12 protein-coding genes and 1 pseudogene are annotated in these 15,531 nt (G+C 69.6%); 11 read left to right on the top strand and 2 right to left on the bottom strand.

What is annotated here, in order from left to right; translation table 11 throughout:
• Nucleotides 1-94 precede the first annotated feature (94 nt).
• The 9 genes from QR77_RS08020 to QR77_RS07980 all read left to right on the top strand — a co-directional run bounded on the left by QR77_RS08020 (nt 95) and on the right by QR77_RS07980 (nt 11,261).
• The gene (locus QR77_RS08020; RefSeq protein ID WP_040020581.1) at nt 95-3,052 is read left to right on the top strand and encodes a M14 family metallopeptidase; all 2,958 of its coding nucleotides are present in this window, start codon (nt 95-97) and stop codon (nt 3,050-3,052) included.
• 195 nt (nt 3,053-3,247) lie between these two features.
• Complete coding sequence (gene gap / locus QR77_RS08015) at nt 3,248-4,252, top strand: type I glyceraldehyde-3-phosphate dehydrogenase (RefSeq protein WP_040020579.1); 1,005 nt, start codon at nt 3,248-3,250, stop codon at nt 4,250-4,252.
• Nucleotides 4,253-4,363: 111 nt separating this feature from the next.
• A complete protein-coding gene (locus tag QR77_RS08010) occupies nt 4,364-5,575 on the top strand; it encodes a phosphoglycerate kinase (protein WP_040020576.1) in 1,212 nt (403 codons plus the stop codon).
• Between the two features lie 7 nt (nt 5,576-5,582).
• Nucleotides 5,583-6,377, top strand: coding sequence for a triose-phosphate isomerase (gene tpiA / locus QR77_RS08005; protein ID WP_040020573.1), 795 nt, complete (start codon nt 5,583-5,585; stop codon nt 6,375-6,377).
• A 162-nt stretch (nt 6,378-6,539) separates the two neighbouring features.
• Nucleotides 6,540-6,776, top strand: coding sequence for a preprotein translocase subunit SecG (gene secG / locus QR77_RS08000; protein WP_078876544.1), 237 nt, complete (start codon nt 6,540-6,542; stop codon nt 6,774-6,776).
• A gap of 179 nt (nt 6,777-6,955) precedes the next feature.
• Complete coding sequence (locus tag QR77_RS07995) at nt 6,956-7,291, top strand: RNA polymerase-binding protein RbpA (RefSeq protein WP_078876543.1); 336 nt, start codon at nt 6,956-6,958, stop codon at nt 7,289-7,291.
• A gap of 178 nt (nt 7,292-7,469) precedes the next feature.
• Nucleotides 7,470-9,122, top strand: a complete 1,653-nt coding sequence (pgi, locus tag QR77_RS07990) for a glucose-6-phosphate isomerase (RefSeq protein ID WP_040027511.1) — start codon at nt 7,470-7,472, stop codon at nt 9,120-9,122.
• A 4-nt stretch (nt 9,123-9,126) separates the two neighbouring features.
• Nucleotides 9,127-9,660, top strand: a complete 534-nt coding sequence (locus QR77_RS07985) for a PH domain-containing protein (protein WP_052488598.1) — start codon at nt 9,127-9,129, stop codon at nt 9,658-9,660.
• An 89-nt stretch (nt 9,661-9,749) separates the two neighbouring features.
• Nucleotides 9,750-11,261, top strand: coding sequence for a PH domain-containing protein (locus tag QR77_RS07980; RefSeq protein ID WP_040027507.1), 1,512 nt, complete (start codon nt 9,750-9,752; stop codon nt 11,259-11,261).
• On the opposite strand, the gene QR77_RS07975 is transcribed toward QR77_RS07980, so the two are convergent.
• Both QR77_RS07975 and QR77_RS07970 read right to left on the bottom strand, forming a co-directional pair.
• A complete protein-coding gene (locus tag QR77_RS07975; protein WP_040020569.1) occupies nt 11,191-11,535 on the bottom strand; it encodes a type II toxin-antitoxin system prevent-host-death family antitoxin in 345 nt (114 codons plus the stop codon). The genes QR77_RS07980 and QR77_RS07975 overlap by 71 nt on opposite strands.
• Before the next feature lie 96 nt (nt 11,536-11,631).
• On the bottom strand, nt 11,632-12,612 hold the full coding sequence (locus QR77_RS07970) for a zinc-binding dehydrogenase (RefSeq protein ID WP_040020568.1): 981 nt from the start codon (nt 12,610-12,612) through the stop codon (nt 11,632-11,634).
• Nucleotides 12,613-12,709: 97 nt separating this feature from the next.
• On the opposite strand from QR77_RS07970, the gene QR77_RS07965 reads away from it, so the two are divergent.
• The gene (locus QR77_RS07965; RefSeq protein WP_040020566.1) at nt 12,710-13,024 is read left to right on the top strand and encodes a helix-turn-helix domain-containing protein; all 315 of its coding nucleotides are present in this window, start codon (nt 12,710-12,712) and stop codon (nt 13,022-13,024) included.
• A 426-nt stretch (nt 13,025-13,450) separates the two neighbouring features.
• Nucleotides 13,451-15,526 (top strand): annotated as a pseudogene (mrdA, locus tag QR77_RS07960) (penicillin-binding protein 2); the annotation flags it as partial.
• Nucleotides 15,527-15,531 lie beyond the last annotated feature (5 nt).

Below are 15,531 nucleotides of genomic sequence, written 5' to 3'. Positions count from 1 at the left end.
TTTGCCCTCGCTTGGGGCGCTCTTGACATGATCATGAAGCGTGGCGAGTCTGCGTGTCTGCCACGGATGTGGCAGACAACAGCAAGGGGGGCACATGAGACGCAGAGCGAGATCGATCCTCGCAGCGGGCGCACTGTTGCTGAGCGGGATCATCGCGGCACCCGTCGCCCAGGCGCAGCCAGGAGCCGGACCCGCCGGGGCCGCTGACGCCGTGAAAGTCTTCGACGCCTCGGTCACGGCGGAGCAGGTACCCCTGCTCCTCGCGGCGGGCCAGGACGCCGCGGAACTGACCGAGCGCGCCCCCGCAAAGGGGACCGCGAAGGTCGAGCTGTTCCTCACCGACACCCAGGCGCGCGCCCTGGAGAAACAGGGCGTCGACGTCACCGAACGGGTCGTCCCGGCGAAGACCACGGCCAGGCTCGACGCAGCGGGGGACGGCGTCTACCGCCCGTACAGCGGCAAGGGCAATCTCCAGGAGGAGATCGTCAGGACCGGGCAGGCCAACCCCGGCCTCACCAAGGTCGTCTCCATCGGGAAGACGGTCGAGGGACAGGACATCCTCGCCCTCAAGCTCACCAAGGGCGCCCGCAAGACCAAGGACGGCGCCAAGCCGTCCGTGCTGTACATGTCGAACCAGCACGCCCGCGAGTGGATCACGCCCGAGACGACGCGCCGGCTGATGCACTACTACCTCGACAACTACGGCAAGGACCGGCGGATCACCAAGATCGTCGACTCCACCGAGCTGTGGTTCGTCCTGTCCGCCAACCCGGACGGCTACGACTACACCCACGCCGCCGCCGACAACCGGCTGTGGCGCAAGAACCTGCGCGACGCCGACGGTGACGGCCGGCTGACCAACGCCGACGGAGTCGACCTCAACCGCAACTTCGCCTACAAGTGGGGCTACGACGACGAGGGCTCGTCCCCCCGCTCCACCAGCGAGACCTACCGGGGCGCGTCGCCCGGCTCCGAGCCCGAGACCCGGGCGATCGACCAACTGGAGAAGCGCGTCGGCTTCGAGTACGGCATCAACTACCACTCGGCGTCCGAACTGCTTCTGTACGGCGTGGGCTGGCAGGTCGCCACCCCGACCCCCGACGACGTGCTCTACGGCTCGCTCGCCGGCACCCCGGACAACTCGGCGATACCCGGCTACTACCCGCAGGTCTCCTCCGAGCTGTACACCACCAACGGCGAGGCCGACGGCCACGCCGCCAACGTCAACGGGATGATGATGTTCACCCCGGAGATGACCACCTGCCAGACCGCTTCGGCCATCGACCCGGCCGACGCCTGGGAGGCCAGGGACTGCCAGTCCGGATTCAACTTCCCCGACGACGAGAAGCTGATCCAGCAGGAGTTCGCCAAGAACGTCCCCTTCGCGCTCGCCGTCGCCGAGACCGCGGCCCACCCCGACCGGCCCACGTCCTCGGTCGGCCTGAGCGCCGCCGACTTCACCCCGGACGCCTTCACCACCTCGTACGCGCGCGGCACCGACCAGGAGGTCGCCGTCACCGCCCGCAGATCCGTCAGGGACAAGGAGCTCAACTACCGCGTCAACGGCGGCCGTACCCGCGACGCCCGGCTCACCGCGTGGAAGGGCGGCGAGACGTACGGCGGCGAGGACAACAACTACTTCGACGAGTACCGCGCCGACGTCGAGGGCGCGCGCCCCGGCGACACGGTCGACGTCTGGTTCACCGGCAGGAACGACCGCGGTCGGACCACCTCCAGCGAGCACTTCACGTACACCGTCGCCGACCGCCCCAAGGCCGACACCCTCGTCGTCGCCGAGGAGGGCGCCCCCGCCGCGCAGCTCGCCGCGTACACCGCCGCTCTGAAGGCGAACGGCCGTACCGCCGCCGTCTGGGACGTCGCCACCCAGGGCGTCCCGCACCCGCTGGGGGTCCTCGGCCACTTCTCCACCGTCGTCCACTACACGGGCGCCGTCGCGCCCGGCGGCGACACCCAGCTCGCCGTACGCGACTTCATCAACGAGGGCGGCAAACTGATCGAGGCCGGTGAGCTGGCCGGCGGGAACGCCCAGGTCGGACGGGCGGCGACCAACGACTTCAGCCAGTACTACCTGGGGGCGTACGGACGTACCTCCTCGGCGGGCGCCACCGGCTTCACCGGCGCCGGAGCACTCGCCAAGGCGTCGGGCGCCCTCGGCGCCGCCCCGGGGAACCCGCTGAACGCGGCGGGTTCGTACACCGTCACCTCCGACACCCTGGACCCGGCGACGTACCCGCAGTTCAGGAGCGCCCCGGGCGGTACGTACACGGGGATCGCCCACCCCTACGCACCGTACGAGGGGTCCTGGATGGCGTCGGCCCGCCACGAGGACAACGACTGGCAGCGGCTCAGCCGCACCGTCGACCTCACCGGCACCACGGCGGCCGCGAAGCCCGAACTGCGCCTCGCGCTCAACTGGAACACCGAGGCGGGCTACGACCACGCCGTACTGGAGGCCCGGACGGCCGGAGGCGACGACTGGACCACGCTCCCCGAGGCCGGCGGCGCGACCAGCGCGAGCGTGCCCACCGAGTGCGAAGCAGGGTTCTTCCTCAGCGGACACCCGTTCCTGAAGCACTACCTGACACTCGGCGACGACGGCTGCACGGCGACCGGCACCAGCGGCGCGTGGAACAGCCTCACCGGCACCTCGAACGGGTGGAAGGAGACCGCCTTCGACCTGAGCGGTTACGCGGGCACCTCCGTCGAACTGTCGCTCAGCTACGTCACCGACGCGGGCAGCGGCGGACGCGGTGTCTTCGCCGACAACGCGCGGCTCTCCGTAGGAGGCACCGACACCCAGGCGGAGGGCTTCGAGACGTCCCTCGGCGCGTGGAGCGCGCAGGGCGCTCCGGAAGGCAGCCCCGCGGTGACCGGCGACTGGGCCCGTACGGGGGAACTCTTCTCAAGTCACGCGGCGGTCACGACACGTGACACCGTGCTCCTCGGCTTCGGTCTTGAGCACGTACAGGACGCGAAAGCACGTGCGGCCGTCCTCGGAGAGGCCTTGCGCAGCCTGGGACACCGGTCGTGAGGGGAGCGTTCACGCGCTGTTGACCCCGGCGGTGGCGGCCCGTACCCCTACCCGTGGGTAGGGGCCGTCACCGGCCTTCTTCCCTGGCTCGATGTCACCTCGTGGACCCCGGCGCGGTAGGGTCGTAAGCGGTCGGGGACATCCCATACAGCTCGCCGGTGTCGAACCCGGCGTACCAACGAGGAGATCGAGTTCGTGACGATCCGCGTAGGCATCAACGGCTTTGGCCGCATCGGTCGTAACTACTTCCGCGCGCTGCTGGAGCAGGGTGCAGACATCGAGATCGTGGCTGTCAACGACCTGGGTGACACCGCGACCACCGCGCATCTGCTGAAGTACGACACGATCCTGGGCCGCCTCAAGGCAGAGGTGAGCCACACCGCCGACACGATCACTGTCGACGACCACACCATCAAGGTGCTCTCCGAGCGCGACCCGGCCAACCTCCCCTGGGGCGAGCTGGGCGTCGACGTCGTCATCGAGTCGACCGGCATCTTCACCAAGAGGGCCGACGCGCAGAAGCACCTCGCGGGCGGCGCCAAGAAGGTCATCATCTCGGCTCCGGCCACGGATGAGGACATCACGATCGTGCTGGGCGTCAACGAAGAGAAGTACGACCCCGCGAAGCACGACATCATCTCCAACGCCTCCTGCACCACCAACTGTGTGGCGCCGATGGCCAAGGTCCTGCTGGAGAACTTCGGCATCGTCTCGGGCCTGATGACGACGGTCCACGCGTACACCAGCGACCAGCGCCTCCAGGACTTCCCGCACAAGGACCTGCGCCGCGCCCGCGCCGCCGCCGAGAACATCATTCCGGCGAGCACCGGAGCGGCCAAGGCCCTCGGCCTGGTCATCCCGGAGCTGGCCGGCAAGCTCAACGGCATGGCGATGCGCGTCCCCGTCCCGACGGGCTCCGTCACCGACCTGGTCGTCGAGACCGAGCGCGTGGTGACCAAGGAAGAGGTCAACGCCGCTTTCCAGAAGGCGTCGGAGGGTCAGCTCAAGAGCTACCTGGACTACACCGAGGACCCGATCGTCTCCTCGGACATCGTCAACTGGCCCGCCTCCTGCACCTTCGACTCCTCCCTGACCATGGTCCAGGGCAAGAGCGTGAAGGTCATCGGCTGGTACGACAACGAGTGGGGTTACTCCAACCGGCTGGTCGACCTGACCGTCTTCGTCGGCGGCCAGCTCTGATCCAGGGCCGGTAGGTATTTCGATGTGAGCGACAGGGCTCGGTCGGCGCACACAACGGCGCTGTTCGAGCCCTGTTGCCTGTCCAGACCTCACCTAGGAGTCCAGCACCAGATGAAGACGATCGACGAACTTCTCGCCGAAGGGGTCAGCGGCAGGCGCGTATTCGTCCGCGCCGACCTCAACGTGCCGCTCGACGGTACGAAGATCACCGACGACGGCCGTATCCGCGCCGTCGAACCGACGGTCGCCCGCCTCGCCGACGCCGGCGCGCGCGTGATCGTCGCCTCCCACCTCGGCCGCCCCAAGGGCGCTCCCGACCCGGCCTTCACACTCGCGCCCGCGGCGCGGCGGCTCGGTGAACTCCTCGGGGCCGACGTCGCTTTCGCGACCGACACGGTCGGCGAGTCCGCCAAGTCCGTGGTCGGCGCCCTCACCGACGGCCAGGTCGCCGTCATCGAGAACCTCCGCTTCAACGCGGGCGAGACCTCGAAGGACGACGCCGAGCGCGGCGCCTTCGCCGACCAGCTCGCCGAGCTGGCCGACCTGTACGTCGGCGACGGCTTCGGTGCCGTACACCGCAAGCACGCCTCGGTCTTCGACCTGCCGGCCCGGCTGCCGCACGCCGCCGGCGGACTGATCGCCACCGAGGTGGGCGTACTCAAGAAGCTCACCGAGGACGTCAAGCGCCCGTACGCCGTGGTTCTCGGCGGCGCGAAGGTCTCCGACAAGCTCGGTGTCATCGACCACCTGCTGGAGAAGGCCGACCGCATCCTGATCGGCGGCGGCATGGCGTTCACCTTCCTCAAGGCACAGGGCCACGAGGTCGGTTCGTCGCTGCTCCAGGAGGACCAGATCCCGGCCGTCCAGGGCTATCTGGAGCGCGCGAAGGAGCTGGGCGTGGAGTTCGTACTCCCCGTCGACTTCCTGGTGGCGCCGGAGTTCCCCGACCTGAAGACCAAGGCGCCGGCCAACCCCGAGACGGTCAGGGCCGATGCCATGCCCGCCGGGAAGATGGGCCTCGACAACGGGCCCGAGACCTGCGCGCTGTACGCCTCGAAGCTCGCCGACGCGGCCACCGTCTTCTGGAACGGCCCCATGGGCGTCTTCGAACACCCCGACTACGCCGAGGGCACCAGGGCCGTGGCCCAGGCGCTCGTCGACTCGTCCGCCTTCACGGTCGTCGGCGGTGGCGACTCCGCCGCCGCCGTACGCATCCTGGGCTTCGACGAGAAGGCATTCGGCCATATTTCGACCGGCGGTGGCGCCAGCCTCGAATACCTCGAAGGCAAGACGCTTCCCGGCCTCGCCGCACTGGAGGACTGACCCCCTGATGACCCCTGCACCCGAGACAGCCGACCGTAAGCCGCTCATGGCGGGCAACTGGAAGATGAACCTCAACCACCTCGAGGCCATCGCCCACACCCAGAAGCTCGCCTTCGCGCTGGCCGACAAGGACTACGACGCCGTGGAGGTCGCGGTCCTGCCGCCCTTCACCGACCTGAGGTCCGTACAGACCCTCGTCGACGGCGACAAGCTCAGGATCAAGTACGGCGCCCAGGACATCTCGGCGCACGACTCCGGTGCGTACACCGGTGAGATCTCGGGCGTGATGCTGGCCAAGCTGAAGTGCGCGTTCGTGATCGTCGGGCACTCCGAGCGCAGGCAGTACCACAACGAGAGCGACGAACTCTGCAACGCGAAGGTGAAGGCCGCCTACCGGCACGGGCTGACCCCGATCCTCTGCGTCGGTGAGGCCCTCGACGTCCGCAAGGCGGGCAAGCAGGTCGAGCACGCGCTGAGCCAGCTCGACGGCGGCCTCAAGGACATCCCGGCCGACCAGGCAGAGTCCGTGGTGATCGCCTACGAGCCGGTGTGGGCCATCGGCACCGGCGAGGTCGCGACCCCGGAGGACGCGCAGGAGGTCTGCTCGGCGATCCGTGGCCGGCTGGCCGAGCTGTACTCGCAGGAGCTGGCCGACAAGGTCAGGATCCAGTACGGCGGCTCCGTGAAGTCCGGGAACATCGCCGCGATCATGAAGCAGCCCGACGTGGACGGCGCTCTCGTGGGCGGCGCCGCGCTGGACGCCGAGGAGATCGTGAAGATCGTCAGGTACGCCGAGCAGTGAGCGGGCGCCGCGCGGTCCCGCGACAGGCGATCGCGCGGTCCCTGGGCGGCCTGTAGGCGGCGCCGGGGATCCGTCGTACCCTTGCGGGGGCCGGGTGGCTTGTCCACCGGGTCCCCGTGGTTCGTTTCAATCGATGAGAACGCCAGGAAGTAGGGTCCAGCCGTGGTTATGGGGTTCCAGATCGCCCTCATCGTCTTCAGCTTGCTGCTGATGCTGCTGGTGCTGATGCACAAGGGGAAGGGCGGCGGCCTCTCCGACATGTTCGGTGGCGGAATGCAGTCGTCCGTTGGTGGTTCCTCCGTCGCCGAGCGTAACCTCGACCGCATTACGGTGGTTGTCGGTCTGCTGTGGTTCGCGAGCATTGTCGTCCTTGGTCTGCTGCTGAAGCTGGACAGCTGATCTCGGTCACGGTACGGCGCCGCGGGCGCGGCCTATCATGAGGTCCTGTGTGCAGCGACGGGGGGTAACTCCCGTCACTGGACGCGCGTTGGGCCTTACGTAGACTGGGGCGCCCGGCAGCGGAGCTGCCTATCGAGATTTGGATGCTTTGCGGCACCATCACGCAGGGAGTTACGACCGTGGCAAGTGGCAACGCGATCCGTGGAAGCCGGGTCGGAGCGGGGCCGATGGGCGAGGCCGAGCGTGGCGAGTCCGCGCCACGCCTGCGCATCTCCTTCTGGTGCTCCAACGGGCACGAGACGGTGCCGAGCTTCGCCCATGACGCTCAGGTTCCCGACACGTGGGACTGCCCGCGCTGCGGATTCCCTGCGGGCCAGGACCGGGACAACCCCCCGGACCCGCCGCGTACGGAGCCGTACAAGACACACCTCGCCTACGTACGGGAACGGCGCAGCGACGCGGACGGCGAGGCGATCCTCGCCGAAGCCCTCGCCAAACTGCGCGGCGAGATCTGAGCAGTGATCCGGCCGGACACCTGACAGGTGTCCGGCCGTTTTGTCGTGCGTGGCGTCCCGTCGTGGTCCCCGCTCCCGGTGCCCGGCTCCCGGCTCTCGCCTGAGCTGCCGATCAATTAGGTTGGAAGGTGCAGCAGGGCACGCGTGCAGGCACGAGACGAATGGGCTGATGTCCGAAATGAACGCAGGAAGCCGTCCCAGGCTCAACAGGACGCCCGAGTGGGCCGCGCTCGGCAAGCACCGCGAGCAGTGGGGCCAGACCCATCTGCGGGAGCTGTTCGCCGCCGATCCGGCGCGCGGCACGAGCTACACCCTCCAGGTGGGCGATCTGCACCTGGACTACTCCAAGCACCTGGTGAACGACGAGACACTGGCGCTGCTGCGCGACCTCGCCGCCGCCACCGGGGTCACCGAGCTGCGGGACGCCATGTTCCGCGGCGAGAAGATCAACACCACCGAGGACCGCGCGGTGCTGCACACCGCGCTGCGCGCCCCGCGTGACGCCGTCATCGAGGTCGACGGGGAGAACGTCGTACCGGCGGTCCACGCCGTCCTCGACAAGATGAGCGCCTTCGCCTACCGGGTCAGGTCGGGCGACTGGACCGGACACACCGGCCGCCCCATCAAGAACGTGATCAACATCGGCATCGGCGGCTCCGACCTCGGCCCCGCCATGGCGTACGAGGCGCTCAAGTCGTTCACCGACCGGAGCCTCACGGTCCGGTTCGTCTCGAACGTCGACGGAGCCGACCTGCACGAGGCGGTCCGGGACCTGGACCCCGCCGAGACGCTGTTCGTCATCGCGTCCAAGACCTTCACCACCGTCGAGACCATCACCAACGCGACCTCGGCGCGCGACTGGCTGCTGAGCGAGCTGCACGCCGGCCAGGACGCCGTCGCCAAGCACTTCGTGGCGCTGTCCACCAACGGCGAGAAGGTCGCCGACTTCGGCATCGACACGGCCAACATGTTCGAGTTCTGGGACTGGGTCGGCGGGCGCTACTCGTACGATTCGGCCATCGGCCTCTCGCTGATGATCGCGATCGGCCCCGAGCGCTTCCGCGAGATGCTCGACGGCTTCCACCTCGTCGACGAGCACTTCCGTACCGCGCCTCCCGAGTCCAACGCGCCGCTGCTGCTGGGGCTGCTGGGTGTCTGGTACGGCTCGTTCTTCGACGCGCAGTCGCACGCGGTTCTCCCGTACAGCCACTACCTGTCGAAGTTCACCGCCTACCTCCAGCAGCTCGACATGGAGTCGAACGGCAAGTCCGTCGACCGGGACGGCAACCCCGTCGACTGGCAGACCGGGCCGGTCGTCTGGGGCACGCCGGGCACCAACGGGCAGCACGCGTACTACCAGTTGATCCACCAGGGCACGAAGGTCATCCCCGCCGACTTCATCGGCTTCGCCCGGCCGGTCGCCGATCTGCTGCCCGGCCTGATCGACCAGCACGACCTGCTGATGGCCAACTTCTTCGCCCAGACCCAGGCGCTCGCCTTCGGCAGGAGGCCGGAGGAGGTCGCGGCCGAGGGTGTGCCGGCCGAACTGGTGCCGCACAAGACGTTCAAGGGCAACCACCCGACGACCACGATCCTCGCCGAGAAGCTTTCGCCGTCCGTACTCGGCCAGTTGATCGCGCTGTACGAGCACAAGGTGTTCGTCCAGGGGGCCGTCTGGAACATCGACTCCTTCGACCAGTGGGGTGTCGAGCTGGGCAAGGTCCTGGCGAAGAAGCTGGAGCCCGTGCTGACCGGGGACGACTCGGGGGACGAGCTGGACGGTTCGACGACGGCGCTCGTGGCCAAGTACCGCACGCTGCGCGGTCGCTGAGCGGATGGAGGCGGCGGCGGGGACGGCGGCGGAGCCGACAGGGGCTCCGGGTGTGCGGCGGCTGCGGCCCCCGAACAACACGCTCGACGCGCGTGCCGTGAGCTGGTGGCGCGCGCAGTGGCTGCTGCTGACGGCGGCGCCGGTGGCGGTGCTGTGCGTGCTGGGGGTGCTGATCACCCCCGCGCGTACGTGGCTGCTGGGCGTCGCCGTCGTCCTCGCCGTCCTCGGCGCGGCCTGCGCCGCGCTGCTGCCGCGCTGGTGGTTCGGGGTACACCGGTGGGAGGTGACGGACCAGGCGGTCTATGTCCGTACGGGCTTCTTCCGGCAGGAGTGGCGCATCGCGCCGATGTCCCGGATCCAGACCGTGGACACCGTGCGCGGCCCGCTGGAGCAGCTCTTCAGGCTCTCCACGGTGATCGTCACGACCGCGTCGTCCAAGGGCGCGCTGCACATCGCGGGGCTCGACCACGAGACGGCCGCGGCGCTCGCCGAGCGGCTGACGCACATCACGCAGGGCACGCCGGGGGACGCCACATGAGCGAGGCCCCGGAGGCGCCGGCGGAGGCGCCGGGGGAGGCTCTGGAGGACGTACGGGCGGCGGCTGCCGGTCCGGCCGTGGATTCGGCCATGGATCCGGCTGTCGCGCCCTGGCGGCGGCTCGACATGCGCAGCCTCCTCGCCACCACGGCGGTGACGGGGAGCTTCGCACTCGGCGCGGGTGTGCCGACCGCCGTCGGCATGGCGGACGGCGGCGGCCTCTGGAAAGCGCTGGCCTGGGTGCTCGGCGGGACCGCGCTGCTGGTCCTGTGCGCCACGGGCGGGGACTACGTACGCTGGCGCCGCACCCGCTACCGCATCGGCCCGGAGCGCGCCGAACTCCACACCGGACTGTTCCTGGTCAAGCGCCGTTCGCTGGCCCGCGAACGGATCCGCAGCGTCGACCTCACGGCCCACCCGCTGCACCGGCTCCTCGGCCTGGTCAAGGTCCGGATAGGCACCGGGGAGCACAGCGGCAACGAGTCCACGCTCGAACTGGACCCGGTGTCGAGAGCCGAGGGCGAGCGGCTCCGTACGGAACTGCTCGACCGGACACCGTCGGAGCCCGGGCCCTTCGGCGAAGGGACGCTGGCCGCCCTCGACCTCCGCTGGGTGCTCTACGCCCCCGTGTCCTTCCTCGCTCCGCTGCTCGCGGGCGCGACGACCGGCGGTCTGCTCCAGATCAGCGACTGGTTCGGCGCCCAGGAGCAGGTGATCGACTGGGTGGCGCACCGGCTGCGTGACACCCCGCTGGTCTGGGCGATCCTGGCGCTGGTGGCGGTGGCCGGGCTCGCCGGCGTCGTGGGGGCGCTCGGCGTGTGGACGGAGATGTGGTGGAACTACCGCCTCGAACGGGAAGCGGGCGGCACCCTCCGCGTACGCAGGGGACTGCTCACCTCCCGGTCCGTCTCGATCGAGGAGCGCCGGCTGCGTGGTGTGGAGCTGGTCGAGCCGATAGGCGTCAGGCTGCTGGGCGCGGCCAGGCTGGACGCGGTGGCCACCGGCCTCGCCCACGACGACGAGGACAAGCACGCCGACCACAAGACACTGCTTCCCGCAGCGCCCCGTGCGCTCGCCGACGCGGTGGCGGCGCGGGTGCTGCGCGAACCGCTGTCCCCGACGGCCAGGACCGTGCTGACCCGCCACCCGCGCGTGGCCAGGGCCCGCAGACTGCGCCGGGCACTGGCGGCGGCACTGGTCCCGGCGGCGCTCCTCGCGCTCCTGGGGCTCCTGCTGACCGACGTACTGCTCTACATCGCGGCGGGGTACGCGGTGGTCGCGCTGCCGGTGGGCCTCCTGCTCGCGCTCGACGCGTACCGCAATCTGGGGCACGGCATCAGCGGCGCGTATCTGGTGACCCGGTCGGGGACCGTACGCCGTACGACGGTCGCGCTCCAGCGCGGCGGGGTGATCGGCTGGACGGTCAAGCAGTCGTACTTCCAGCGGCGCGCTGGCGTGCTGACGCTGACGGCGACCACGGCGGCGGGGGAGGGCGCGTACCACGTACGGGACGCGGGACTGAGCGAGGGCCTCACCTTCGCGGACACCGCGGTCCCGGACCTCCTGACACCGTTCCTGGAGCCGGAACGGCCCCGGGGGTGACTGGGACCGGCCCTGGCGCGTCGTCTGTCTCCTGCTCGGCCGTGCCGTCCTGGTCGGCCCGGAACGCCTCCAGGGAGACATCCGACGCGGTGCGGGACATGGCGGCGAACTCCGAACGCGGGACGAACCGCCGACGCCTGCGCAAGGGGATCAGCTCGGCGATCCGGTGCCCGTCGCGAGTGATGGTGAAAGACTGCCCGCCCTGGACGGCGTCCATGATCTCGTTGGAACGGCTACGCAGGTCGCGCTGGGTGATCTCGGGCTGAACGCTCATAAAGTGACCGTAGCCCCCTGTGCTACCAGGTGCTCCTCCCGATTTCGGGGATGATTCCGACGTGAGACCACGGCGTCAGTGCCGAGGGCCGCGCCGTCACTCGCCTGCGACACGCAGCAGCAGTTTGCCGACGGTGGTGCGGGTGTCCATCAGGCGGTGGGCCTCGGCTGCCTGATCGAGGGGGAACTCGGCGGTGATCGGCAGGTCGACCTTGCCGCTCGCGGTGAGCAGGAAGGACTTCTCGGCGATGGCGCGCAGCGCGTCGGGATCGTCCTGGGCGAGGGTGAGGATGGAGAAGCCGGCCACCGAGAGCCCGCGCGGATAAAGCTCGGACTGGCCGAATTGCCAGGGCGCGGCTCCGCCGGCGTTGCCGAAGGAGACGAGGCGGCCGAAGCGTGCGAGGGCGTCCAGGCTCCGGCGCAGGGTGTCGCCGCCCACCGGGTCGAGGGCGAGGTCGACACCACGGCCGCCGGTCGCGCGCCGCACCTCGTCGCTGAAGCCGTCGCCCACGAACACCTCGTCGTAGCCGTACCTGAGCGCCTCATCGACCTTCTCGGGCCGCGATACGACGCCGTAGACGGCGCTCGCGCCGCCGAGCCGGGCGACCTGCCCCGCGACGGTGCCGACGCCGCCCGCGGCGCCCTGGACGAGTACGGTCTCCCCGGCCCGCAGCCGGCCGACCTCGTGGACGAGGGCCCGCACGGTGGGCAGGACGGTCGGCAGGGTGGCGCCGGTGCGCAGGGAGACGCCCGTGGGGAGCGCGAAAACGGTGGCGGCCGGGGCGACGGCCACCTCGGCATAACCGCTGTGCGGGGTGAGGGCGGCGACCTGCTGGCCGGGACGCAGACCCTCGACGCCGGCACCGACGGCCCGTATCCGGCCGGAGACCTCAAGGCCGGGGCCGAAGGGCAGGGCGGGGACCCGGTAGCCGACGGCGCGGGCCTTGGTGTCGGCGAAGTTGACGCCGGCGTAGGCGACGTCGATGGTCACCTCACCCGTACCCGGCTCCGGCACGGGGACCTGGGACACCTGGAGGACCTCGGGTCCGCCGTACTGCTCGAACTGGACTGCGCGCATAGCTGTTCCCCCTGGGTAGACTGTTCAACAAGAAGCGAACACCGCGAGTGTACGGATTTCATCGAACACTCCGCAAGTGGCTCCGGGAGGAACCGAGATGGGCCATCGGGCAGAACCCGAGCACACCGACCCCGCCGACGTACCGATCCAGACGGCCCTGGCCGCGCTCGCGGACCCCGTCCGGCTCCAGCTCGTACGCGAACTCGCGAGCGCGGACGACTGGGAGCGCGCCTGTGGCACCTTCAACGTCCCGGTGGGCAAGGCGGGCCTGAGCCACCACTTCGCGGTACTGCGCACGGCGGGCCTGCTGGAACAGCGCGACAAGGGCCCCAAACGCGTCAACCGCCTACGCCGCCCCGAATTCGAGGCACGCTTCCCGGGCCTGCTGTCACTGGTCCTGCGGGACGCCTGAGACCGAGCGTTCGGCGTCGCGCCTCCCCGACCGGGAGGCGGGCGCCGTCCGCCGAGGAGGCCAAGCCCAACGGTCGTGCCCGACGCGCGGTGCCGCCCCGCCCCGGCCCCGACGAGCCGGGGCGCTGTCGTGTCTCCGGCTGCGTGCGGGGAGCCCGGCCTGTGCGACTGGCTGGAGCAACACCGGGGCCCCCGGGCCTTCTCCTCGCTGTTCCTGGCGCTCGGCTTCCCAGCCCGCCCCCGGGCCGGTTCGTCAGAGCCGGCGTGCGGTCGTATCGTGGCCCGGCAGGGGTGGGGCCTGCCCCCTTTGCCGCACAGTCGTGTGCGGTAACTTGCAGGCGTGGCCGCTCCCTTGGTCGGGGGCCGGCAGTAGTGGTGTGTGCTGCGTGAACGCGCCGGCGGATCAGACGTCCCAGGGGGACAAAAGTTGAGCAACATACCCGAGACCGGCCGCACCTCTCGGGTGCAGTTCCGGCTGGTCCTCATCCAGATCCTCGTCTTCGCCCTCCTCCTCACCCTGGGCGGCCGTCTCTGGTACCTCCAGGTCCGCAACGGTCAGGAGTACACGGCCGAGGCCAAGAACAACCACGTCCAGCAGGTCGTCCAGCCCGCCGTACGCGGGTCGATCCTCGACGACCGGGGTGTGCCGCTCGCCGACAACGAGACGCGGCTCGTCGTCACCGCCTCCCGTACCAAGCTCCTGACCATGGCGGACGACGGCAAGGCCGTCCTCACCCGGGTCGCCGGTGTGCTCGGTATGAAGCCGCAGGAGGTCATCGACAAGGTCCGGCTCTGCGACGCGAAGACCCCGAAGCCCTGCTGGAACGGCTCCCCGTACCAGCCGATCCTGGTCACCGACAAGGCGACCACCCAGCAGGCCCTCCAGATCCGCGAGAGTTCCGAGGACTTCCCCGGCATCACCGCCGAGCCCACCGCCGTACGCCGCTATCCGGCGCCCTCGAAGGCGTCCACCGCGCAGGTGCTCGGTTACCTCTCGCCCGTGACGGACGACGAGGTCAACAAGGCCAAGAACACCGACTCGCCCTATCTCAGCTCCGACCAGGTCGGCCGCTCCGGGCTTGAGCGTACGTACGACGAGCAGTTGCGCGGCAAGGCCGGCGTCACGCGGTACGAGGTGGACAACCTCGGCCGGGTCATCGGCCAGACCGCCAAGGACAAGGCGCAGCCGGGTTCGAACATCGTGACGTCCATCGACGCGCGCGTCCAGGGCGTCGCCGAGCGCGAGTTGAACGACGCGATGAAGGAAGCGCGCACGCAGATCGACCCGGTCACGCACGTGAAGTACAAGGCTGACTCGGGTTCCGTCGTCGTCATGGAGGCGAAGACGGGCCGCGTGGTCGCGATGGCCTCGCAGCCGACGTACGACCCCAACTCCTGGGTCGGCGGGATCTCCGCCAAGGACTACGAGAAGCTCACGGCGAAGAGTTCCGACTATCCGCTGCTGAACCGCGCCATCCAGAGCCAGGCGGCGCCCGGCTCGATCTTCAAGGTGGTCTCATCGACGGCCGCGGTCAACGCCGGGTACGAGTTCAACGGCAGCTATCCCTGCCCCAGTTCGTACTCCGTCGGCAGCCAGACCTTCCAGAACTACGAGTCCGAGGGCTACGGCGACATCACCCTCGGCAAGGCCCTCGAAGTCTCCTGCGACACCGTGTTCTACGGCATCGCCGACAAGGAGTGGAACAAGGACGGCGGGATCGACCCGAAGAAGCACCCCAAGGACGCGTTCTTCACCACCGCCCACAAGTTCGGCCTCGGCAAGCCCACCGGGATCGACCTGCCCAACGAGGTCTCGGGCCGCGTTCCCGACCGCCAGTGGAAGAAGGACTTCTTCGAGGCGAACAAGGACGCCTGGTGCAAGAGCGGCAAGAAGAACGGCAGCTTCGTCCAGAAGCTCGAGTACGAGAACTGCCGCGACGGCGACCAGATGCGTGAGGGCGACGCCATCAACTACTCGATCGGGCAGGGCGACACACTCGTCACCCCGGTCCAGATGGCCGACATCTACTCCGCGATATCCAACGGCGGCACGCTGTACGACCCGACGATCGGCAAGGCCATCGTCAGCGCCGACGGCAAGCACGTCTCGGAGATCAAGCCGAAGTCGCACGGCAAGCTGCCGATGAACAAGACCACCCGCAACAACATCGACGCGGCCCTCGCCGCCGTCGCGACCCGGGGTTCGGCGGCGTGGCGCTTCCTGAACTGGCCCCAGGACAAGATCCCGATGCACGCCAAGACGGGTACGGCCGAGGTCCACGGCAAGCAGACGACCTCGTGGTTCGCCTCGTACACCAAGGACTACACGATCGTCATGACGATCTCCCAGGGCGGCACCGGCTCCGGCGCCTCAGGACCCGCCGTCCGCAAGATCTACGAGGCGATGTACGGGCTGGACGCCAACGGCAAGCAGCACCTGGACAAGGCCATGCTGCCGAAGCCGCGCGCCGCGCTGCCCGCCATCCAGCCGGACGGTCTGATCGCGCA

Origin of the sequence: Streptomyces sp. 150FB (assembly GCF_000818195.1) — a bacterium.
In the GTDB taxonomy this organism is placed as follows: Bacteria; Actinomycetota; Actinomycetes; order Streptomycetales; family Streptomycetaceae; genus Streptomyces.
This window is presented reverse-complemented; position numbering and strand designations above follow the sequence as displayed.